At 39.4% G+C, this 24,504-nt stretch carries 18 protein-coding genes; 13 read left to right on the top strand and 5 right to left on the bottom strand.

Features of this window, described 5'->3' with window-relative positions:
- The first annotated feature begins 6 nt into the window (after positions 1 to 6).
- The 9 genes from A9970_RS25080 to A9970_RS25040 all read left to right on the top strand — a co-directional run bounded on the left by A9970_RS25080 (position 7) and on the right by A9970_RS25040 (position 12,306).
- On the top strand, positions 7 to 1,452 hold the full coding sequence (locus A9970_RS25080; protein ID WP_182984105.1) for an efflux transporter outer membrane subunit: 1,446 nt from the start codon (positions 7 to 9) through the stop codon (positions 1,450 to 1,452).
- 283 nt (positions 1,453 to 1,735) lie between these two features.
- Positions 1,736 to 2,218 (top strand): DUF4822 domain-containing protein, encoded by a 483-nt coding sequence (locus A9970_RS25075; protein WP_153848369.1) that lies wholly within the window; start codon positions 1,736 to 1,738, stop codon positions 2,216 to 2,218.
- 384 nt (positions 2,219 to 2,602) lie between these two features.
- A complete protein-coding gene (locus tag A9970_RS25070; RefSeq protein WP_182331310.1) occupies positions 2,603 to 3,706 on the top strand; it encodes a sensor histidine kinase in 1,104 nt (367 codons plus the stop codon).
- Positions 3,706 to 4,467 carry a LytTR family DNA-binding domain-containing protein gene (locus A9970_RS25065; protein ID WP_182331308.1) on the top strand — a complete coding sequence of 254 codons (762 nt, stop codon included), beginning with the start codon at positions 3,706 to 3,708 and terminating at the stop codon, positions 4,465 to 4,467. Before A9970_RS25070 ends, A9970_RS25065 begins: the two co-directional genes overlap by 1 nt.
- A gap of 241 nt (positions 4,468 to 4,708) precedes the next feature.
- Complete coding sequence (locus A9970_RS25060; protein WP_159730948.1) at positions 4,709 to 5,827, top strand: efflux RND transporter periplasmic adaptor subunit; 1,119 nt, start codon at positions 4,709 to 4,711, stop codon at positions 5,825 to 5,827.
- A 117-nt stretch (positions 5,828 to 5,944) separates the two neighbouring features.
- Positions 5,945 to 9,106 carry an efflux RND transporter permease subunit gene (locus A9970_RS25055; RefSeq protein WP_153848365.1) on the top strand — a complete coding sequence of 1,054 codons (3,162 nt, stop codon included), beginning with the start codon at positions 5,945 to 5,947 and terminating at the stop codon, positions 9,104 to 9,106.
- 1 nt (position 9,107) lies between these two features.
- On the top strand, positions 9,108 to 10,544 hold the full coding sequence (locus tag A9970_RS25050; protein ID WP_182984104.1) for an efflux transporter outer membrane subunit: 1,437 nt from the start codon (positions 9,108 to 9,110) through the stop codon (positions 10,542 to 10,544).
- Between the two features lie 291 nt (positions 10,545 to 10,835).
- Positions 10,836 to 11,705: a DMT family transporter gene (locus A9970_RS25045; RefSeq protein ID WP_182984103.1), complete on the top strand. Its 870-nt coding sequence runs from the start codon at positions 10,836 to 10,838 to the stop codon at positions 11,703 to 11,705.
- A 235-nt stretch (positions 11,706 to 11,940) separates the two neighbouring features.
- Positions 11,941 to 12,306, top strand: coding sequence for a VOC family protein (locus A9970_RS25040; RefSeq protein ID WP_182984102.1), 366 nt, complete (start codon positions 11,941 to 11,943; stop codon positions 12,304 to 12,306).
- A 61-nt stretch (positions 12,307 to 12,367) separates the two neighbouring features.
- Here the strand turns inward: A9970_RS25040 and A9970_RS25035 are convergent, their stop codons facing one another.
- From A9970_RS25035 to A9970_RS25025, 3 genes are all read right to left on the bottom strand, one after another.
- Complete coding sequence (locus A9970_RS25035) at positions 12,368 to 13,594, bottom strand: DEAD/DEAH box helicase (protein ID WP_153848361.1); 1,227 nt, start codon at positions 13,592 to 13,594, stop codon at positions 12,368 to 12,370.
- Between the two features lie 221 nt (positions 13,595 to 13,815).
- On the bottom strand, positions 13,816 to 15,003 hold the full coding sequence (gene nhaA / locus A9970_RS25030; protein ID WP_159730954.1) for a Na+/H+ antiporter NhaA: 1,188 nt from the start codon (positions 15,001 to 15,003) through the stop codon (positions 13,816 to 13,818).
- 587 nt (positions 15,004 to 15,590) lie between these two features.
- Complete coding sequence (locus tag A9970_RS25025) at positions 15,591 to 16,571, bottom strand: hypothetical protein (protein WP_182984101.1); 981 nt, start codon at positions 16,569 to 16,571, stop codon at positions 15,591 to 15,593.
- Positions 16,572 to 16,845: 274 nt separating this feature from the next.
- Between A9970_RS25025 and A9970_RS25020 the strand changes: the two genes are divergently transcribed.
- Entirely contained in the window at positions 16,846 to 18,471 is a 1,626-nt protein-coding gene (locus tag A9970_RS25020) for an ABC-F family ATP-binding cassette domain-containing protein (protein ID WP_153846346.1), read from the top strand.
- A gap of 133 nt (positions 18,472 to 18,604) precedes the next feature.
- Here the strand turns inward: A9970_RS25020 and A9970_RS25015 are convergent, their stop codons facing one another.
- Positions 18,605 to 19,591 (bottom strand): endonuclease/exonuclease/phosphatase family protein, encoded by a 987-nt coding sequence (locus tag A9970_RS25015; RefSeq protein ID WP_182984100.1) that lies wholly within the window; start codon positions 19,589 to 19,591, stop codon positions 18,605 to 18,607.
- A 203-nt stretch (positions 19,592 to 19,794) separates the two neighbouring features.
- Here A9970_RS25015 and A9970_RS25010 point away from each other — a divergent pair, with 203 nt between their 5' ends.
- The 3 genes from A9970_RS25010 to A9970_RS25000 are packed head-to-tail and all read left to right on the top strand — an operon-like array spanning position 19,795 to position 23,100.
- Complete coding sequence (locus A9970_RS25010; protein ID WP_153846348.1) at positions 19,795 to 20,970, top strand: glycosyltransferase family 1 protein; 1,176 nt, start codon at positions 19,795 to 19,797, stop codon at positions 20,968 to 20,970.
- Positions 20,958 to 21,959, top strand: coding sequence for a lysylphosphatidylglycerol synthase transmembrane domain-containing protein (locus A9970_RS25005; RefSeq protein WP_182984099.1), 1,002 nt, complete (start codon positions 20,958 to 20,960; stop codon positions 21,957 to 21,959). The genes A9970_RS25010 and A9970_RS25005 overlap by 13 nt, the downstream gene beginning before the upstream one ends.
- A complete protein-coding gene (locus tag A9970_RS25000; protein WP_220801692.1) occupies positions 21,946 to 23,100 on the top strand; it encodes a glycosyltransferase family 4 protein in 1,155 nt (384 codons plus the stop codon). The genes A9970_RS25005 and A9970_RS25000 overlap by 14 nt, the downstream gene beginning before the upstream one ends.
- A gap of 74 nt (positions 23,101 to 23,174) precedes the next feature.
- Here the strand turns inward: A9970_RS25000 and A9970_RS24995 are convergent, their stop codons facing one another.
- Entirely contained in the window at positions 23,175 to 24,404 is a 1,230-nt protein-coding gene (locus tag A9970_RS24995; protein WP_202883745.1) for a sterol desaturase family protein, read from the bottom strand.
- Positions 24,405 to 24,504: the final 100 nt, after the last annotated feature.

Raw genomic sequence — 24,504 nt, 5'->3', positions numbered from 1 at the left:
TATATCATGACAGCATTTAAATATATAAATAGTAAATCAAAATTACTGACGGTTTTCATCTTATCTTTTGTCGCATGGTCTTGCAAAACAGATAAGTTGGTCAGCAATCAACACCTTGCCCCCAACTTACCCGAACAGTACCGCGACCAGGCTAAAGCTCCGCAGGAAACTAGCATAGGTTCTATTCCATGGCGTGATTTTTTTAAGGATCAAGTCTTACAAACCTTGATCGATAGTGCTATACAACATAACTTAGATATGCAACTGGCACTAAAAAATATAGAAGCGTCTCAACTGAGCTTAAAACAAGCAAAAGCCAACTATCTTCCCACGGCTCAACTACAGATCCGCGGAAATAGCACCAACCCATCCAATAACAGTATGAATGGATTGAGCCTGGGGCAGTTTTTAGGCCAACACCATGTGGAAGATTATACGGCATCCTTAGGTTTATCCTGGGAGGCCGACATATGGGGTAAAATCAAAAATCAAAATATCGCTGCTTTAGCTTCCTATTTACAGACAGAAGAAGCGAAAAAAGTAATTCAAACCCAATTAATTGCACAAGTTGCACAAGGTTATTATCAACTACTGATGCTTTATCAATTGCGTGATATCGCCAAACAAAACTTGCAATTAAGCGATACAACTTTACGTATTGTCCAGCAACAATATGAAGTTGGTGACATTACGCTGCTTGCATTGGAACAGGTCGATGCGCAGCGATTGTCTGCAGCTGCCTTGATCCCCGACTTTGAACAACAGATCCGTATTCAGGAAAATGCCATTCAGATTCTTAGCGGAAAACTCCCGCAGGAGATTAAAATAGCCGAGAAATTGTCGAATATTCAATTCCCCGAAGAATTAGCAACTGGCGTCCCAGCCGATTTGTTAAGTCATCGTCCGGATGTAAAACAAGCGGAACTGGCTATTACAGCTTCACAAGCTTATCAACAATACGCAAAGGCACGCATGTACCCTTCCTTGGTTATTAGCGCCGAAGCAGGAGTAAATGCATTCAAGGCAAGCAATTGGTTCAACTTACCAGCTTCATTATTTGGGGCAATTACAGGAAGTATTACGCAGCCAATTTTACAGCGGAAGGAATTGAAAACTCAATATGAACTGGCACGTGTCGAACAAGAAAAGAACGTATTGATCTTCAAGCAAAAAGTAATCTCAGCAGCTGGAGAAGTTTCCGATGCTTTAATTTCAATTCAAAAATTGAAAGAAAAACAAAAGATTACTTCAGATAGAACGACGCGTCTAAAGGAAGCAACGAAGCACGCCAATCTTTTATTTGAAACAGGAATGGCCACTTACTTGGAAGTAATTACGGCACAAAGCAATATCTTGCAAAGTGAGCTCGAACTTGCTCAGGTAAAGAAAGCGGAGCTTTCTGCAGTTGTTGACCTGTATCGTTCATTAGGTGGTGGATGGAGCAACAATTAATGCTGTAAAAAAGCAATTTTCTAATTTTATTATACATATCTGGTAGATGGGGGGCTTTCGGGTCCCCTGTTTTATTTTTATCCAAAGCCCATTCTTCCATCACCTTTAATTGTTTCCATGTAAAGCAGACTTCAAAGCAAACTAATAGCAAGCTTTTTCTTTTTAACCTTCTTCTACAGCGCGATCTCATTCAATTTATAAATCCTTCAAACCTTGGAATAAAAGAGACAAATGCAGCTGAAACAATGCGATTACTTTTGTGACATCATATAAATTTTATAAAATGAGAGATTTAAAAAAAATTGCATTAGCGGTATGTATCGCCTTAAGCACGTTAGTAGCGGTGAGCTGCAGTAAAGATGACGAAACTGTTGTTGAACCACAGCTTACACCAAGCGAAATATTGGCCAGTACACCCTGGGAAACAACAAACGCAAAGAATAATAAAGGAGAAAGTGTAGTGTTAACAGATGCTAACGTGTCAAATTTTGTAGGATTTGCTTATTTCAAATCTGACGGTACATTTACAATGTTCAATCTTGACAATTCTCCCAAAATGCATGGCGACTGGACCGTATCTGCAGATGGTAAAACGAGAACAATTGTTGCTAAAAATGCTGCTGGTGAAACATTGTTTACTCGTGTGGTTGATATTACTGTATTAACGAAGAAAGAATTCACGTATAGAGTTTATCCAAACGCTAATGACAAAACGATCTATTTCGATATTATCCATACGCCAACAACGCATCAAGAGCCAAAATAATTTACAGGATAACACATCGAAAAAATAGTTACCTCAATAAAACAGAAAGGATTGAAGAAATGATGTCAAGCCTTTCTGTTTATAGCTAAAAACGAACCCCATATCTAGAGTCATTCTTTGAAACTGTTATATCAATCGATCACAAAAAACAAATAACAACAAGATTTACAACCAATTAAAAAACAGGACACACGAATTTCATAAAGAATTCTATTCTGATATGTCAATACTAGATAATCTACCGATCTTCGTCAATATACGCCTGAGTGTATCAAATTGATATTTCAGTCGGGGCTTTATACGCTTCAGCAGAAATTTGTCGTCCAATACTAAAAGGAATTACGAAATTTGCATAGATTTCACCGATACATATAAGTTAAAAGAATGCAGGATATAGCGATCTATAAAAACGATAAAACTCTAATTAGTACAAATAAAAAAAGGCTGATATTTACCTTTCTGTCCTTTCTGCTTATTTATCTCGTCGCCTATATTATTGATCCTTTCTCGAGTTGCTGGGATGGCTATTTTAAACGGAATATGTTCGAAATACTCGGTGAATGGACATTTACAATCATTTACAGCTTTATCATTTCCGAATTTAGTATCATTGTCCATGACAAGCTTAATAAGTTCTTAACTTGGAAAGATAGCCCGACAGAGCGACTTCTACTTGAAACCGTCATCAACCTTTTTGCAGTACTCTTTATCAATTTACTGCTGGAGTACCTGATTTCAAAATATTATTTTGGACCTCAAAATGTTACTATAGCCCCATCTTTGGAGGAAAAAAGGGGGATGATTCAAAACATTACAATCAGTGTATTGATTGCGCTCATGATAATGGGGATCAATATTGGTAGTCATTTGATCACTAACTGGAAAAATGAGTCCATGCGTGCGGCAAAGCTCGATCAAGTCATTCTTGAAACAGAACTTCAATCGTTAAAATTACAGATCGACCCCCATTTTGTCTTTAATAACCTGAGCGTGCTCTCAGAAATCATCCTCGAAGACCAACAATTAGGCTATGAATATGCAGAAAACTTCTCCAAAATATATCGCTACCTTCTTGTCAATTCCAAAAAGGACATTATCTCACTCGAAGAAGAACTCAACTTTCTAAATTCATACATATTTCTCATCAAAAACCGATTTGGCGATGGGGTAAACTTCGAAATAAACGTCAATCCCGCCAAACGCAATTGTCAATTACCACCCCTTACCTTACAATTATTGGTAGAAAATGCATTAAAGCATAATCAGACAAATAAGAAAAAACCGCTGAAAATAAAGGTATACACCAACTCCCAGAATCAACTTGTTGTTGAAAATATATTAATCCCTATTGAGAATGTATCCGAATCATCGGGAATCGGGATTTCAAACATCATTAAAAGATACGATTTGCTATCCAACTTAAAACTGCAAATAAAGAATGATGGAAAAACATTTAACGTTATCCTCCCACTTTTAGCGCAAGCATAATGAATATAACCAAAGTATTAATCATCGAGGACGAAAAACTCAATGCCGATCGTTTAAAACGACTTTTGAAGGAAATAAAGCCATCCATCGTTATTTTAGATGTGCTGGATAATATCGCTGATAGCATCAACTGGTTCAATGGCAATGAACTTCCCGACCTGGTGATGATGGATATTCGTCTATCCGATGGTTTAAGCTTTGAAATATTAGAGACTATAAAAATAGATTGCCCCATCATATTTACAACAGCATTTGACGAATACGCTGTGAGGGCCTTTAAATTCAATAGCATAGATTATTTGCTTAAGCCTGTAGAAAAAACAGAGCTGGAAAATGCCATCCAAAAACTTGACTATCAAAAAGATCTCCAGATCAACCAACAACCGCTTCAAGGTTTATTGGATTTTATCTATCCGAAAGATTTTCGCTCACGCTTTCTAATTCCATTCAAAGACGGCTATAAAACCGTTCTTGTTGAAGAGATATTATACTTCTACTCCGAATTTAAACTTACCCATGCGCAACTCAAATGTGGTACTGTCGAAATTGTCCCTCAAACAATGGAAGAACTCGAACAGCAATTAAATCCAAAAGTATTTTTTCGCGCCAACAGGCAATTCATTGTACATATAGATGCGATCAAAAGATTACATAACCACTTCAACGGAAAACTAAAAATAGAAATTAAAAATAACGATCAAGTGGAAATCCTTGTGAGCAGAGAAAAGGCTCAATTGCTGAAAACTTGGTTAGACTATTGATGTTAAAACTGATCCGCTTGCTCCTTTTACGTCAGCAAGGTAAAATAAGTTTTTCGCGATGAACAAGGGAATGTCAATCGATAAGACCAATATCTTCAACACAATTGGATCGTACCATTTAATATCGTAAAATTCAGATCATCACTGATACGTTTCAGTAAGCAATTGTAACGTCTCGGTAGATTTCTTTACCTTATGGCTTAAAAGAATTCTTTTCTTTGTTTCATTATAAAATGATAAAATGGCACAAAGAACGATGACTTTAAAACCTTTCCTTACACTTATTACAGCAGCAGCATTATTATCGTCCTGTGGAGGCAACCAAGAACAACCGCAAGAGCAGGCAGTTACTGTTGACTTTATCGAATTATCTCCTACCCACGCGGAGACCGAAAAAAAATATCCTGGTACATTAGAGGGGACCGTCAACGTCGATGTCAAAGCTCAGGTAACGGGTTATCTTGATCAGATTTATGTCAAAGAAGGAGACTATGTATCCCAGGGTCAACCCCTTTTCAAAATAAAAGCTGATGTCTACAACGAACAAGTAAACAACAGCAAGGCAGCTTACCAAGCTGCTTTATCGGCAGAACAAAACGCTAAATTGGAGATTGAAAAAATCAAACCACTTGTCGAAGGTAAAGTGTATACCGAATTACAGTTAAAAACTGCAGAGGCCAATTATGCCGCAGCTAAAGCACAGGTAGCGCAAGCACAAGCTGCACTCGGTTCTTCTCAAATAAATGCCAAATTTACGTTGATAAATGCACCAGTGAGTGGTTATATCGGGCGTATCCCTAATCGGATCGGAAATTTAATTACCGCAGCAGATGCAACACCTTTAACAACGCTATCTGAAATCAATACCGTAAATGTGTATTTTTCATTGAGTGAGGCCGATTTTATAGCCTTTATCAAAGATCAGAATAACAAAACATCCAATCAACAAGCAACGCTATTACTGGCTGATGGAACAGCATACAACCATTCGGGGAAAGTAGAGTTAGCTAGTGGTAACATCGACAGAACAACAGGAAGCATGGCACTTAAAGCAAGTTTCATCAATCCCGAAAAAATTCTCCGTTCGGGTGGCTCAGCAAAAGTAATCTTGAAAAAAGCGCATGAAAACGTATTGTTGGTCCCTATGGCCGCTGTAAAGGATATTCAAGACCGCTATTTCGTGTATGTTATTGGTGAGAAAAATAAAATTTCCATGAAACAGATTGAAATTGCAGGAAATACCGCTAACGCCTATTTACTAAAATCGGGACTCACAGCTGGTGAAAAAATCGTTATGAATAGAATTGACATGCTTAATGATGGAATGCAAGTTCAACCGACTAAAAAATCCACCATGTAACAAGGATAGCAGGTATAGCAAAAGCTGAACTGCTCAAAGAAAGGCAACAAGCCTATACATTCAGTATTCACTTTTGAAAAAAAACGGTACTAAAAGCTTTATAAAATTTAAACTAAAATGTTAAAGAAATTTATTGACAGGCCAGTTTTGGCAACTGTTATATCTATCATATTTGTCATACTGGGGGTTATCGGTCTTTTTAGGCTGCCTCAAACGCGATTCCCGGATATCGCCCCGCCCACGGTCCAAGTTACCGGAAGCTATCCCGGAGGAAATAGCGAAACAGTATTGAGGTCAGTTGTTACACCCCTCGAAGAGCAAATCAATGGTGTGGAGGACATGGAATACATTACATCTACTGCAAGTAACGATGGTACATTCTCTGTGCGTATTGTCTTTAAAGCAGGTGTAAATCCAGATCAGGCAGCCGTAAATGTGCAAAACAGAGTACAACAGGCTACTCCTATCCTGCCACAGGAAGTTGTGCGAATGGGATTAACGACTTCCAAGCAACAAAATAGTATGATCATGATATTTAATATCTATACAGAAGATAATAAAAAATATGATGAACTATTTTTACAGAATTATGTGAACATCAACTTGATCCCACAGATCAAGCGTGTACCTGGGGTTGGTCAGGCCATGGTATTCGGTTCCAAAGACTATTCGATGCGTGTATGGTTGAATCCGCAAAAAATGGCGAGTTATGGACTTGTGCCACAAGAAGTCATTGCTGCAATTTCCAAACAAAGTCTGGAATCTGCACCTGGAAAATTAGGGGAAGAATCAAAAGCACCACTGGAATATGTCATACGCTATAAAGGGAAAAAGAACCTTCCAGAACAGTATGAAAACATTATCGTCAAAAACAATGACGTTCAGATCGTACGCTTAAAGGATGTCGCACGTATTGAGTTTGGCTCGATCAGCTATAGTGGTAATTCGCAAAATAACGGCCTCAATACCGTTACCATTGGTATATTCCAGACATCAGGCTCCAACGCCAATGAAATTGAAATCGGAATCGATAAACAGATTGAAATAGCGCAACGCTCTTTTCCTCCTGGAATCAAGATTTTTAAATTGATCAGTACCAAAGAACGCTTGGATGAAAGTACGGCTCAAGTACGTTCGACATTGATTGAAGCCTTCATATTGGTTTTCCTCGTTGTATTTTTGTTCCTGCAGGATATACGATCGACTATTATTCCAGCAATCGCAGTACCAGTAGCTATCGTAGGTACGTTCTTCTTCCTGCTGGTGTTTGGCTTTACAATCAATATATTGACGTTATTTGCCCTAGTACTCGCCATTGGTATTGTTGTCGATGATGCAATTGTCGTTGTCGAAGCAGTACACGGAAAGATGGAGACTTCCAACTTAACCGGTAAGCAGGCTACCCATAGTGCCATGAGTGAAATCACAGGGGCTGTAATCTCCATTACCTTGGTTATGTGTGCAGTTTTTATTCCCATTGGATTTATGACAGGTTCATCGGGCATGTTTTATAAACAGTTTGCCTATACCCTTGTTATTGCCATTGTGATCTCTGCGATCAATGCCTTGACACTGACACCGGCACTCTGCGCATTATTGCTTAAAAATACGCACGCCGAAAATCACGATGGGCAGACCCCAAAAACAGGATTTTCTCAACGTTTTTTCAAAGCGTTTAACGCTGGCTTCGAAAACATGACCAACCGATACGTTGGTTCATTAAAATTCCTGGCAAAGAAAAAATGGATTTCGGCACTTTTGATCCTAGCGACAATTGGCGTTGCCGGATACCTCATGACAAGCACTTCCAAAAGTTTTGTACCAATGGAAGATGATAACTTTGTCGTATACAGTTTGGAAATGCCCCCAGGAACGGGACTTGATCGAACCACAAAAGCAGTAGAAAAAATCGAAAAACTACTTGCCGATATCCCTTCTATTGAAAGCCATACAAGTATTACTGGATTCAATATGATCGGTAACAACTCCAGCGCAGCCTATGCAACAGGATTCATACGCCTGAAAGATAAAAAGAAACGTGGTGAGATGAACGATATCGATCAGATTCACCAAGTTATCTCACAAAAATTATCCAGTGTCAAAGAAGGTAACGCAATGGCCTTTCGCTCCCCTCCTGTTGATGGTTATGGTATGATGAATGGCGCGGAACTCGTTTTGCAGGACAGGGCTGGTAAATCGCCGGTAGAGCTCAAAGCAATGTCCGACTCCGTTATTGCGCAGATTATGAAACAACCAGGGGTACAGTTTGCCTATACCATGTTCAGAGCAGATTATCCACAGATGGAGTTAGAAGTAGATGAAGACAAAGCTGCCCAACTTGGCGTAGATGTCAGTGAAATGCTTTCGTCCGTTCAAACTTACTTTGCGGGTGACCAATCATTGAATTTCAATCGTTTCGGTAAATTCTATCGGATAGCAGTTAAAGCGGATGGCATCTATAGAACCGATAAAGAAGCCTTCAACGAAATATTTGTCAAGAATAATCTTGGCCAAATGGTTCCGGTGAATACCTTGGTTACCCTTCGTAAAGTTTATGGTCCTGAGTCGGTAACCCGTTATAATTTATACAATTCGCTCACAATAAACGTTGTTAGTACGCCTGGCATCAGTAATGGTGCGATCATGGAAACATTGGAGAAAAATGTATTGACCAAGTTACCGGGAGACTATAGCTACGAATGGACGGGACTTAGCTTGGAAGAGAAGTCATCAGGCAATCAAACCGTACTTATCCTAGCATTAAGCTTGCTATTTGTATACTTCTTACTATCAGCACAGTACGAAAGTTACTTATTGCCCCTTGCCGTCCTGTTATCAATCCCAACAGGTATGATAGGTTCTTTCTTAGGAACACGTGCCATTGGATTGGACAACAATATCTACGTCCAGGTCGGCTTGATCATGCTCATCGGTCTTTTGGCAAAAAATGCCATTTTGATTGTTGAATTTGCTTTACAGCGGAGAAGAGCAGGCTCCTCACTCATTGATTCGGCTTTAGAAGGAGCAAGAGCTCGTCTACGCCCAATCTTGATGACTTCATTGGCTTTCATTGCCGGCATGGTACCTTTGATGTTTGCGACCGGCGGAACAGCTACAGGTAACCATTCCATCAGTACGGGAGCAGCAATGGGTATGTTGAGCGGTGTTATCCTCGGCGTAATCATCATACCGTTGCTGTACCTAGTGTTCCAATATTTGCAAGAAAAAGTTTCGGGTAAAAAGCTTACGGACAATACAGTACACAATACAAACGATTAAAATGAAAAAATTTCATCACTATATAACAATTTTCGCAAGCAGCACCCTGTTATTGTCCGCATGCAGTGTGGAAAAAAAATACACACGTCAGGAGATAGCAATGCCCGAAAATTTTAAAAACAGCGCGGTTGTCCTGACGTCTGATACGCTACAGATATCCTGGCGTAAATTTGTACAGGATCCCTTGTTGACATCACTCATTGAGAAGGCATTATCCAACAATACAGACGTCAATGTTGCACTCCTCAACATGCAACAATTGGAACTCGCGTACAAGCAGTCTAAGAAAGGGTTACTGCCGACAGCTGATTTAAGCATTGGAGCGAATAGAACCTGGTTATCGAGCAATTCCTTGAATGGATCGCTGAGCGACCAATTTATCGGGACGCCTTATATGGACGATTATAGTGCCACGCTCAGAGTGTCTTGGGAAGCCGATATCTGGGGAAAGGTAAAAATGCAAAAAGAAGAATCCTTGGCCATTTTTTTTGGCCAAAAGGAAAATTTATCGGCTCTGAAAACCCGGGTTATTGTACAGGTCATCCAGTCCTATTACAATCTGATTGCTTTGGATGAGCAGCTTAAGATTGCACAAAGAAATGTTCAATTGAGCGATAGCACACTGAATATGATACGTTTGCAATACAACTCATCACTGGTCAGTTCGCTTGCCGTGGAGCAAGCCGAAGCTCAGAAGAAAACTGCTGAATTGTTGATTCCCCTAGCCCATCAAAACATGGCTGTAGAAGAAAATGCACTGAGCATTCTTTGCGGAGGTTTCCCCGAGGGCATTCAACGTACAGCAAGTTTAGATGATACGATTGTTGGAGACGGACTTGCCACCGGAGTACCGGCCGAACTCTTGAGCCGCAGACCAGATGTCAGAGCAGCTGAATACGCGGTTGTGGCAGCGACAAGCAGAATGGGACTCGCCAAAGCAGCGATGTACCCTTCCCTAAGCTTGACACCATCCATTGGTACAAACTCCATTCAATTTAACAAATGGTTTGATCTACCGGGATCGATCGTAAAAACAATAGCGGGGAATATTGCACAGCCAATTTTCCAGAAAGGTGCTTTAAAAACAAACTATGAGATATCGGTCATCGAACGCGAAAAGATAGCTTTGCAGTTTAAACAGTCGGTTATGGTCGCAGTTTCAGAAGTTTCGGATGCCTTGGCAAAAATCAAACATACGGAACAGCGCCTGCAACTTATCCACGCCAAATCAAATGCCCTGGCCAAAGCCACCGCTGATGCAGCCTTACTTTACAAAAGTGGGATGGCAAACTATCTGGAGGTGATAACTGCCCAAAACAATGCGCTCCAAAATGATTTGGAACGTATTACAGTAAAACGGGAAAAGCTCAATGCAGCCATAGATCTTTACCGTGCATTGGGTGGCGGAACAGATATTTTACCGCCAAATACGCCATAGAATCACAAAATAAAGGCAACGGACTAAATATATGCCCCTAGAAGCAAAGACTTTCTGGGGGCTTTTTCATTCCTTTTTTGCAGCTGCGCCCAAAATTCCCTATCTTCGGGTAAATACAAATATGATGAATAGAACGAGTTGTCTTCCTCCTCCAGTAGCGTAATATTTTTCTCAAATATTACTGAAGCACAATGCCAGAAATGGACTGATTTGCTGTGCTTCTTATTTACTATCAATTTTATTATTTAACACCTTTCGTCCTTAATGGACGGAACTGGAAGACAATTTCTTATGAAACATTCATATTTCATGCTGCACCTTGCTGTGTTGTGCCTGGGACTATCTGGCGTATTTGGAAAAGTGATTTCACTAAACGAAGGGATACTCACATGGTACCGTGTATTTTTAGCTGCCGTTATCCTATTTTTTATTCTAAAATGGTATAAAATACCTACAGATTTTACGTTCAAAGAGAAACTGCATATTGCAAAAAATGGGCTACTATTGACAGCATCCTGGCTATTATTCTATGCTAGCATCAAATATTCAAACATTTCCATCGGCGTGATCTGCTACTGTATGGCAAGTTTTTTCACCGCTATTTTTGCACCGATGATCAATAAAACGAAATTCAGATTGTCTGAACTTCTGTTGAGTGGACTTACGTTGTGCGGTATTGCACTGATATTTCACTTCGATACCTCACACCAGCTTGGCATAGTCTTAGGGATAATTTCTCCGGCTTTTGCCTCACTCTATGCGGTTCACAATGAAAAATTGACCAAAAAGTACAACGCAATATGCATCAACTATTATCAAATGATCGGTGGAACAATAGGGCTGGCATGTCTACTTCCTTTTTACATTCAGCACTATCCAATCAGCACTTTTATTCCCAATGCCCTGGATATTTTCTATCTGATCATCCTATCTTTATGTTGCACTGTGGGAGTCTATCTCGCATTTACAGAAATCTTAAAGAAGATATCAGCATTTACATTGAACTTAAGCTTAAATCTTGAGCCAGTATATGCTATTTTGATTGCATTTTTATTTCTTAATGAAGCAAGAGAATTAAACCTATCCTTCTATGTAGGACTGTTTTTGGTTGTTTCATCTGTGCTATTACAATATTGGATCAGCAGTAAAAAGAGCGCTTAACAAGCTCCTTTCATTTCCCAGTCCAACTAAGATTGGGAAATGAATGTTGTTTCCTCCTTTTGCCAAGCAGGTAGCCCCGATAAACAGGTAGCCCCGAAAAAAACATGTTGAAAAGAAAAATGTGTGTCATTTTCAACAAAGCCTTATATTTATGAAACGATTCGGATTTTAATTCCAAAACCGACGCAACCGATCAAGCAATTTATTATATATACATTAAATAGATAGTTCCTTTATGAGCAATAGCAGTACAGAAAACAAATTTGTTAACCAGCAGATCCAATACCTTGAGTTTGTATCAAGCGACCTTGAACGTGCCAAAGCATTCTACTCAACGAGTTTCGGTTGGGAGTTTACGGATTACGGGCCAGCATATACAGCTTTTGGCGGGAAATATGTGGATGGTGGTTTCGCACTTGGCAACCCAATAAATGGCAGTATTCTCGTCGTTATCTATGCCGACGATCTGCAGGCTACGCGTGATCAGGTTATCCGCGCTGGCGGGACTATATTAAAAGATATTTTTAGCTTTCCCGGTGGAAAGAGATTTCAGTTCCAGGATCCTGATGGATATGAATTGGCCGTGTGGACTGTTGAATAAAATATATACTCAAATGCAAAGCCCCCATATTTTTCTCATATGGGGGCTTTGCATTTTAAAATCAGGCTCTTTTAGCTTTCTGATAGTTTTTATTTTTATTCCTATTGAAACGCTTCTTCTTATGCTGTGGATTCTTTTTGGCAGGATTGTAAATGGGCCCTGCTTCAAACCCCTCTGGCAATGGAAGTTGTTCAATCGGATAACCTATTAAATTCTCAATCTGAGCAAAACGGTTTTGGTCTTTCTCATTGACAAAGGTAATGGCCGTTCCTGTAGTTGCTGCCCGCGCAGTACGTCCAATACGGTGTACGTAGTCTTCCGGATCCGGTGGAACATCATAATTAACGACCAAACTGATCCCCACCACATCGATACCGCGAGATATCACATCTGTCCCCACCAGTACCCGCACCTGACGAGACCGGAACCTGGCCATAATATCTTCCCGTTTCGACTGTTCGAGATCCGAATGGAAACCCTCCGCATCAATCCCCTGCTTCTGTAATTCCTGAGCGAGAAGTTTGACCGTAGTTTTTTGGGATGCAAAAATAATAACAGATACATAATTGGGATCCTTCAGTATATTCTTCAGAAGCTCCATTTTCTGTTGATCATAGGCAAGATATACACGTTGATCTATTCCTTCCGAAGGTTTAGAAATGGCAATATTGACCTCCACAGGCTCCTGCAGAATTTTTCGGGCAAAAGACCTGATCTTCATCGGCATCGTAGCCGAAAACAAAAGCATCTGCTTTTTCTTCGGTAAATAACTTACAATACGTAAAATATCGTCTTGAAATCCCATATCCAGCATACTATCAGCTTCATCCAAAACAAAGTGCTTTAAATGAGAGAGATCAATCTTCATGGAGGTAAGATGGCTTATCAACCTTCCCGGCGTAGCGACAATGATATTTACCCCCTCTCGTATAGCCCGTTTTTGCTGTTCGTAGCCCATACCGTCGCCCCCACCATAAATGGCTATGGATGTTGCACCCGTGTAATAAGACATGCCCATAATCTGCTGATCAATTTGCATGGCAAGTTCCCGGGTTGGGACAAGGATAATTGCAAGAATAGATTCCCTTGAATTCCGTGCTATTGCATCGAGGATGGGCAACATATAGGCTGCTGTTTTACCTGTACCTGTCTGTGCGCAGGCAATCATATCTTTTCCCTCTTTAATAATCGGGATGGTCTGTTCTTGGATCGGCGTAGCCTCCTCAAACATCATACTTTCTAAACCTTCTTCCAAAGCTGGAACAAAGCCAAATTCATCAAATCTCAACGTATTGTTTTTATTGTTGTGCCCTAAATTACTAAATCTAATTCATAAAAGTCTAAAATTAATACCTATAGCTCGTTATCCTCTTCCAAATTAACCCTCAGATAGGATTAATCCATGAAGGAATCAGGACTGAATTTGACCAAAACAACGGTCCTACACATTATTGTATGTCAAACGTACGACATTGTAAGCCAAACGTACGACTGCTATCTATGCAAAATTTAATCAATAACCTGTGTTTTCTTTGTGGCTGACACTGCATTCAAAACGATATAGCCTAGCAAGCCGGCGCATAAAGACGCGATCAGAACCGCGAACTTTGCTTCTTCAATCAACATGCTATCATCAAATGACAGTATCGAGATGAAGATTGACATCGTGAAACCGATTCCACCCAATAAGCCGACACCAAAAATCTGTTTCCAGCCAGCCCCTTCCGGTAATTGCGCAATCTTCAATTTTTTAGCAATAAAACAGATCAAAAATATCCCAATTGATTTACCAGCGATTAGACCAAGGATAATACCGATCCCCAATTTTGAAGTCAAACCTCCAATCATTTCACCATGGATTGGAATAAGTGTATTCGCAAATGCAAACAGAGGAATGATAATGAAATTGACAGGTTTGGTCAAAAGATGCTCAAGTTTTTCCAGGGGAGATTCTTTCGCGTCCGGTGTTGTCGGTAGCGTCATGGCCACCAGCACGCCAGCTATTGTTGCATGAATACCCGAGTGGTGAACAAAGTACCAAATAAATAGTCCCGGAATCAGGTAAGCCCATATTGCTTTAACGCCCAATTTATTTAACACGATCAAAAACAAAAAGATACCTAAAGCAATAAATAAATAGGTCGCATGAATACCATTGCTATAAAAGATCGCAATAACCAATATGGCAAGTAGGTCGTCAACAATGGCCAGTGCAGCCAAAAAGATCTTAAGACTGGCAGGTACCTTATTTCCCAGAAGCGTGATAACCGCTAAAGCAAATGCAATATCTGTTGCCATAGGGATTCCCCAGCCGTTTGCAGTATTGGTTCCCTGATTTAATACAAAATAAATGATGGCAGGCAAAAGCGCCCCACCAACCGCAGCCAAAATGGGCAGGATTGCTTTACTTGGCGATGAGAGTTCACCCTCTACAATTTCACGTTTTATCTCAAGTCCCACCAGTAAAAAGAAAATAGCCATCAAACCATCGTTGAGCCACAACAACCACGAATATTTTAAATGAATATGACCGCTCTCAAAGCCTACTTCCCGGTTCAGAAATTCCATTACACTGGCATACAATGACGTATTTGCAACGATCAATGCCAGAATAACACAGGAAAAAAGTATAATTCCCCCAGCAAAGCTGGATTTTAAGAATTCTCTAAAGACAGTTAAATTGATAAGTTTTGACATGATTTGAATATCTAAAAACGCTTACAAAGGTTCACAAGATACGATTTTTAGGACCATTTACCGAATTCCAGAGACAATATCCCGAGCGATATCCAATGGGAGACAGCCGATTTAGTTGTGTTTTATTAGTGGTAAAAGAACCAAAAAGCGAATAAAAAAGACAAAAGCTCTTCTGCTATCCTTTTATTTTTCGAACATAACGAATCAAATGTGAGAAACAGAGGTTATGCATTAAAATTTTATAAAAATCTTAGTTATTTTTTACCGAATTAATTTGACTTTGTTGCAAAAAATACTTAGCTTGCTACTATAGTTAATAAACCGTTTATTATGTGCAAGAAGTGGATTTTCATGGTGCTTCTTTTCGTAGCAAATTTTACATATGCGCAGACGACAGAGGATAAAACCCAACATTCAGGTTCCCATTACATTATTTTAGCAATCATCGCTATCATTGTCATTGTTTATATATTATACAGGAGGCAAAAGAGGAAATTTAATGAATAAGGGAGATCAGTAGATCTCCCTTATTCATTAAATTTCCTTCCCCCCCTTCACTTCCTATCGAACTTTCAATACCTCATATCTTAATGACGCACCGGTTCATTTGTTTGCGCTAACCGTTGTGACCCCGTATTTGCCGGACAGGCAATATCGTCTGTTGCATCGTATACAAGCTTCTTTCCATTCAATTTTGTAATCAATTCTTGAGGGACATACACCTGAACTTTGGTAATCGCATAACCACTTGGAAAATAGCGAACATAGTAGCCATCGGGGTGAAGTGTCCAAATACCACTTGGCACGTCTGTACGAGGCTCAGCCATACCAGCTAAGATTGCATATTGTTCAAAATCAGCGTACGAATAGTTTCCTGAGGAAACTAGCTGCCGAATATTATTTTCCGCTTCGAAGATTGTCCGTACTGCCGGTGGCATCTGGTCTTTTGCTTTTTGGACAACGTCAAATGGCAAAACGCCGAGCGCACCACCTTCCAAATGCAAAATTTGTTCAGCTGTAAGCAATTTTAAGGCTGTCTCTTTCACCGGGCCCGAATAATCAATAAATTTTGTCTTCGCAATGATCGTCCACAATAGCATCTGTATGTCAGATTGTGCTACTTCTGGGTGCTTTTCAGCACTTTTTAAAATTGCAATGACCACTTCTCTTTTTTTACCAAGAGTAGGCGCATACATATATCCATCGCCTTTTGAAGGTGCATAGGTACCCGCTTTCAAGCAATAGCTCTTATTGGTTATTTCAAAATGACCGGCTTCCAATACATAACCATCACTACCATTCTTTTGTAAATTTTCTAAAGGTTTATAAACCGCCGTATTTTGAAAATCGGGCATTTGCTCCCCTTTTCTATTTACGTCTTCAAAACTTGTACTGATTGCTTCAGGTTCCTTTAGCAACTTATCCAATCCCAGTACCTTACTCCCTTTGGAAGCAACGGCTTTGCTTGCTTTATCCAATAGTCCTCCAAACTGGGCTGAGGCTCCTTGAATATTAAACAAAAAAGCAACAGCAAGTATAACGACACCCGTTATTCTATTTCTTTTCATAATTGATTTCATTTCAGCTCTTGTCCACAAAAAAGAAGCCAATTTAAATCACTGACACAATATTTATAATTTATTAATCCAATATCTGCAAAACATAACTGCATTTCACACTTCATTGCAAAGATCATTTCCGCCCATTGAAATTTCACAGAATACTGTTTTGCCACAGGTGCTGAAAACTGCTGAATTCCGCAACATTGCTACCTTCAATTTCTCCACGTAACTGATCACCGTAAATAGTTAAAAATCCAAGATTAAAACGTATCTTTGCAGCATGATTAATGTGTCCAATCTCTCCCTTCGTTTTGGTAAACGTATACTATTCGAAGATGTCAATTTAAAATTCACACCTGGAAACTGTTACGGTATTATCGGTGCTAATGGAGCAGGTAAATCTACTTTCTTAAAAATTATCTCAGGGGAAGTTGATCCTTCGACAGGTTCAGTGGCATTCACGCCAGGCGAACGCATGTCTGTTTTAAGTCAGGATCACTATGCTTTCGATGAGTTTACTGTTCTTGAAACTGTCATGATGGGTAACCAAGAGCTTTACAAAATCATGAAAGAGAAAGATGCCATTTACATGAAAGAGGATTTCTCTGATGCCGACGGCGAACGCGCCGGCGAACTGGAAAGTCTTTTTGCTGAAATGGATGGCTGGAATGCCGAATCTAATGCCGCAACTTTATTGAGCAGTTTGGGTATCAAAGAAGATCTGCACTATAAATTAGTTTCTGAAATCGACGGTAACCAAAAAGTCCGTGTACTCTTGGCTCAAGCATTATTTGGCAAACCAGATATTTTGATTCTCGATGAGCCTACCAATGATTTGGATATCAACACCATTGCATGGTTAGAAGATTTTTTAGCAAGTTATGAAGCAATCGTTTTAGTTGTATCCCACGACCGTCACTTCTTGGATGCTGTATGTACGCACACGGTGGATATTGATTTTGGTAAGATGACAATCTATACGGGTAACTACTCGTTCTGGTACGAATCTTCTCAATTAGCGTTAAAGCAACGTTCTGATCAAAACAAGAAAATGGAAGATAAAGTGAAAGAACTCCAGGAATTTATCCGTCGGTTCTCTGCCAACGCTTCCAAATCCAAACAAGCTACTTCTCGTAAGAAAGCATTGGATAAGATTAATATTGACGAAATTAAACCATCCAACCGTAAATATCCGGCCATCATGTTCAATACCATGAATCGTGAACCGGGAGATCAAACGCTACAAGTCGAAGGATTAAGCAAAACGGTCAATGGCGAGGTATTCTTCAAAGATATCACGTTTATGATTAATAAAGGTGACAAAATCGCTGTTCTAGGTCCAAATTCATTAGTGACCACAGCATTTTACGATATTATCACTGGTAGAGACACCGATTTCGGCGGGGAATTCAAATGGGGTATTACCATCACTCCTGCCGATATGCCGATTGAAAATGCCGCATTCTTCGAAGGAAAAAATGATAATTTAGTCGATTGGTTGAGAGACTATACAACTAACCCAGAAGCAGACGAACAATTTATACGGGGATTTTTAGGGAAAATGTTGTTTTCCGGTGAAGAGGTTATGAAAAAGGTATCTGTGCTTTCAGGGGGAGAAAAAATGCGTTGTATGTTTTCTCGCATGATGCTTCAGGGTGCCAATTTCCTAGTTTTCGATGAGCCCACCAATCACTTGGATTTGGAATCTATCACTGCTTTAAATAACGGTATGTCTGATTTTAAAGGATCAATGTTGTTCACATCCCGTGACCACGAATTGACTGAAACTGTTGCCAATAGAATCATCGAATTGACTCCGAAAGGTATCATCGACAAATTGATGACTTACGATGAATACATTAATAGCGATGTGGTTAAAGCACAACGTGAAGAAATGTATAAATAAGATAATTTATCCCAATTTAATAAAGGCTCCATAATTCATTTTATGGGGCTTTTTTAATACGCAAAAAAAGCACTGAGGGGTTCAGTGCTAATCGCGATTGATATGAAAGAATTGAGAAAGTTTTATTTTTATTTTACTGAACTGAAGATTTGACAACACGCCAGCCTAATTGTAAGGACACTGCACAATGGTCGGATAAATCCTGGCCCTCTTCGTTTTGAAAAAGCTTTTTTTGAACCTGATAATTCTTTGCCTCAAATAGCAAATGATGATCATTGCGATAGTAAATTTTATCAATACCTTCGCAATCCTCTGTCAACTCCAATGCTGTTTTCGCTTCAAAATTCACTTGATGCCCAGGAATATCACCTTTGTTGCGTAAACTTACCCATGCATCTACCAAACCTAAGTCCTTCTGAAAAGAACCGATGTTATCCAGCTCGTAAGCATAATGTGCATTAAAGTCGCCCATAATCAAAAGTGGTCTGCCAGCCGAATACTTTTTGATATAGGATTTCAGCTGATTTATATTCTTCTGCCGGGCAATCGTTGCATTCTGATCATCCTGAGCTGTCGCATGTACATTATAAACATCAATAAATACCTCTTTGGCCAATTGAATTCGAGCATAAGAAAAGCCTTTAGGAGTCAGACAATCTGCGCCATTGCAATCAGTCCACCCTATCCGCTCAAACTCAACAATAGGATATTTTGAAAGTGTACTCAGCCCGTCCCCAAAAGGTACCCCACCCATATTTGCCGTTCGGTAGCTATGCGTATTTTCGCTGTAAAGAAACTTGTTGTAGTTAAAGTCTTCCTGTACATTGACTATATCAAACCCATTGATCCGATTGCCGATCGACGTAATACTAGAAGCCCGCTCGGTTACAGCACTGGAAATCAATTCAGGGAGACCTGCTATATTGTACGTTAACAAATTTAGCTTTCCGTAATTCGCTTCCGGCATAGCTGCATATACCGAATTACTGAGCTTCGGTTGTTGTTTTGGCTTCAACTTAAAACCCAACATAACACCGGCAGATGCACAAATAAATAAGATGACAATCTTTCGAAAACCCTTAGGTCTAATTTTTTTTTCGAACAATAGATCTAATAGCATGGATTGAATATTTCGTTCACTCCAAAGCTACTGCGCCAACATTAGCTCTGTTATCATATTCAATTAATTCTATTTTTAATAATTATGCACAAATTATTAAAAACTAATAATTTATAAACACTATAATGACAAAAGATTAATACCTGCATAGCATAGGAGTTACAGCTTTCAGATATTTTTATACAACCCCTAATAAGAATAACATGAGAAAGGTAGCCTTCTTTACAGAGATACTCGTCGAGGATTTTGACGGTGCATCACGGACAATGTTTCAGCTGATAAACCGTATAGACCAGCAGAAATTCAACTATTTTTTTATTTATGGTGGCGGCCCTACGCAATTTCGAAATTTTCATTCTTACAAGGTACCCACATTCAAAATACCGGTCAATGACGATTATTGTCTTGCCATTCCACAGCTTATCAAAAAGAAACTTGAGCTCGCCTTAGATAAATTTGCTCCCGACATGATCCATATTGCAACACCTTCTCTTTTAGGTTTTTTTGCATTAAATTATGCCAAACGGAAAGGTATTCCCGTCCTTACGATCTATCATACACACTTCATTTCATACATTGCCTATTATTTCAAAAATATACTACCCTTGGTCAAACCAACTGAACAATGGATGAAAAAAGCAATGAATAACTTTTATAACAAATGTGATATTGTCTATGTACCGACCAAATCCATTCTAAATGAATTACAACAGATCGGTTTACAACAAGAAGGATTAAAACTGTGGCAAAGAGGAATAGACACAAGCTTGTTTAACCCCAATAAAAAGAATCTTTCCCATATACAGACCATCACAAAAAATAACAAACCAACAATCCTTTTTGTCAGCCGTATCGTTTGGGAAAAAAATATTAAAACGCTTATTGAAATCTATCAACAGATACAGGCACAAAACCTCGACTATAATTTCATTGTTGTCGGTGAAGGAACAGCCAAAATAATTGCGATGCAAGAGATGCCTAAAGCCATTTTCTTAGGCAAGAAAAGCCATGATGAGCTTGCAATTCTATATGCTTCGGCAGATGCCTTTGTTTTTCCGTCTGTCTCAGAAACGTATGGAAACGTCGTTGTCGAAGCATTAGCATCCGGACTTCCTTGTGTTATCGCCGATGGTGGGGGTTCGGCTTCCTTGATTCAGCACGGGAAAAACGGATTTAAGTGTCAACCTGAAAATGCGGCTGGATATGTTTACTACCTCAAAAAAATCCTCTCTGACGCAAGCTTAAAAAAGAATCTCGTCACTGAAGGCCTATCCTATGTCGGGCAACTCGATTGGAATAGACTATCTGGACGCTACTTTAATGATATTGAACTATTGATAGACAAAACACAGGAAGTCGATTTGGCATGGGCAAACTAACAAACCCAAGCCAATTAATCAAAGGTATCTTTCTATTTTTGATTCTGGCGTCCATAACTGTCTTTTTAGCGAAAAGCGACTTAAATGCCTTGAAAAAAGAGCTCTCATCAGTTGGTTATCGCTTCATTGTTATTTTGTTTACGACTTGCGCGGCCTATTTTGTAGGCACATTCGCTTGGTGGATATGCTTGGGCTCCGCAAAAAAGAAGGTCAATCTGATCGAACTCTTTGCCATCCGTCAAATCGGGGAAACCGTTGGACTATTCAATCCTACAAGCATTATAGGTGGTGACTTATTAAAGGCACAATTGATAACCCGTTATGACATTCCGTTAAAAGAAGGATTGAATTCAGTTGCTATATCCCGTATTACCGCCGTACTATCTCAATTGACTCTCTTTTTGATTGCTATGCTTTGGTTGATATTTTCTCCTTTAAAAAATGAAATTATACGCTACGCAGGGCCAGTAATTTATATTATCTGTCTATTTCTGTTCCTTCTGATGATCCTGATACTTTATTGGTTAATAGCTGCGAAAAATCCCTCACAAACCAAGGCTTCAACAGCAACATTTTTTGGAAAAGCAAAAGCCCATTTTCAGTCACTACTTTGGAGTGTAAAAGACTTTTATCGACATCAAAATAAGGTTTTTTGGTATTCTTACTTACTTTTTGCACTACATTGGATTATTGGCAGCCTTGAATTCTATTATATTCTAAAATTTTTGGGTGTTGCAGTACAACCAATACATGGTTTAATAGTGGATATGAGTGTCATTGTGCTGAAAAGCATCGGTGCTTTTATTCCAGGACAACTGGGTATTGAAGAAATCGCCAATAAGCTCCTTCTCCATATGATCGGTATTACAGGGGGTAGTATTTGGCTCAGTGCTTCATTATTACGTCGCGGTCGACAGCTCACCTGGGTAGCGCTGGGTTTTATATTTTATCTATGCATCAAAAAGAAACCAGTTCATGTACCCATCTGAAATAGAAATACTATTTGTCAGCCACAAATATCCACCAAGTGTTGGCGGTATGGAAAAACAAAGCTTTGAACTGATCAATACTGCGGCTCTTTACTTGAAGGTACACACCTTAGTCTATGACAACAGGGAACCTCTTTTAGCCTTCTTCTTCCAGCTGAATCGCCGAATTCTAGCCAAAATTAACGATAACCCTGGCATCAAGCTTATTCACTTTAATGATGGGTTAATTGCGTCTTTAGCCTCTTTTCACAAAGGGTATCCCCATTTAAAACGTGTTGCCACGCTTCACGGACTGGATATCGTATTTCCCTTTAGCTATTTTCAACGTAAGATCATACCGCGGTTTAATACATTTGATCAGCTTATTGCGGTTAGCCAAGCTACCGCCGACGCCGCACAGTTACGTGGTATCGATCCATCCAAAATTATTGTTATACCCAACGGTGTAGATCCGATACACCACTCCACTCAAAACAATGAACCAGCCTGCGAAAACAAGCCCTATTTCATCACTTTGGGACGCCCTGTTAAACGGAAGGGTTTCTCGTGGTTGATGAAACATGTCATTCCCGCTATTCAAGGTGATTTCAAATTACTGATGGTGGGTCCATTCGATCACGAACCTACATGGAAAGAACGCCTATTGCAGCTTATACCAAAAAAGATAAATCATTTAATCACCTTATTCCTCGGATTTCCGACCGATCAAGGGGAGATCCGAAAATTACTGAAAGCATATCCCGAAAAAATTGAACATCTTGGAAAAGTCCCATTCCAACAACTGCAAAGCCTCTTGACCAACGCACAGGCCTTCTTGATGCCCAATATTGAAGTGGCCGGAGATATGGAAGGCTTTGGGCTCGTTTGTTTGGAGGCTTCCACAGCAGGCACCATTGTTGTCGCCGCCGAATTAGAAGGAATTACGAGCGCCGTGACACATAATTGCAATGGCCTGCTCCTGGCAAGCAAAAACCGAAACGAATGGATTGAACAACTTCAAGCCATTTTAGAAAATCCAGTCCACTATAAAAACCTAAGCCTACAATTTAAACAAAATACCCTAAAACAATATAGCTGGGATATTATGGCCAGATCCTATTGTCAATCATTTGCAGACTTAGTTACAGCAGCAGGCAAATAATTGACAGTAACAACGCCCTCACAAATTTGACTGCGTCTACCATTCACAGGGAATGGCTCTTCAGAAGTCAATTTTCAACATCTTTCAAGACGCAAAACTTTTTTATAGTGACCTGCTAACGTTTTATAAAAAATCAATTGAATCAAAGCGAAACATCCTACCAAAACAAGCCCCAATGTTGAATAAAAAGTTAGACCGATATACAGCAGTAATAAGAATAACCGAAGCATCTCAAGTGGAAAAACCCAATCTTCATGTTCTAGAAGCCCCCCAATACAAATGACGCTACAGAGAATAAATCCTCCGCCAATAAGGAGTTGTATGAGTTGCTGATAATTACCGTAAAGCAAAAAAAAGAAAAGCAGGAGCATCGTCAACATCGACTGAAAAAAGATATAGCGGCTTAACACCTGTGCATGAGCTTGCGGCCTAGCTCCTGCAAATATGCGCTCTTCCAGTTCTTCGCGAATTTCAGGCTGTATATCGTCGGGCCTACCAAATATAGTCCGCATTTTGTTCCTAAATCCTTCCGCCCGCTTAAATGACAAACCAATTTCAAATAAATAATGAAAATGCTGCCATAGAAAAGTGTAGCGGTGAATGGGTTTTGTGAGTCCATAGACACAAGGTTCTTCTTTTTGCTCTGGGATAAATGTTCCAAATAGCTTATCCCAAATAATCAGGATATCTCCATAATTCTTATCCAAATAGATTTCATTACTGCTATGATGCACCCGGTGGTGAGATGGCGTTACAAATACACGCTCTAAAATCCCCAAATTTCCTACGGTCTGCGTATGGGAGAAAAATGGATATACGCCATGAATCAACAGAATAGCGGTCATCATAAATGGAGGGAATCCCAAAAGGGGAATAAAAGCCCAAAATAACGAACGGAAAACGGCTTGAAATATGGTGATCCGGGCTGCTACGGTAAAGTTATAATCTTCACTTTGGTGATGTACAACATGAGCCGCCCACAACAAGTTTATTTCATGGCTATAGCGATGATACCAATACCAGAGAAAATCTGTAAATAGGAAAAGGATAACCCAGGTCCAAAAATTAGCTTCAATGTGAAATATCGCAAAGTTTTGATACACCCAAACGAAAAAAAAGTAAAATAAACTAACAGAAAACATATCACACATACGCTCGACGATACCAACATTGAGATTTGAGATCGATTCATCAAAAGAATAAAAACGTTTCTGTTTTTTGAGGCTATACCAATATTCCAACACCATCAAGATTAAAAATAAGGGAATGATAAACGCCAAAAAATTAAGTTTTTCTGTATACATACAGTCGCTATTTTGAAGACAAAAAATCTACCTTAATAGCAATTCAACAAGAACCGTCTTTTCTGATGCCAAAAGATCAATTCTTCCAAACTCTTTATTA

It is taken from the genome of Sphingobacterium sp. UME9, assembly GCF_014170215.1.
In the GTDB taxonomy this organism is placed as follows: domain Bacteria; phylum Bacteroidota; class Bacteroidia; order Sphingobacteriales; family Sphingobacteriaceae; genus Sphingobacterium; species Sphingobacterium paramultivorum.
The sequence above is the reverse complement of the archived record's forward strand: the minus strand, read 5'-3'. Positions and strand labels throughout refer to the sequence as shown.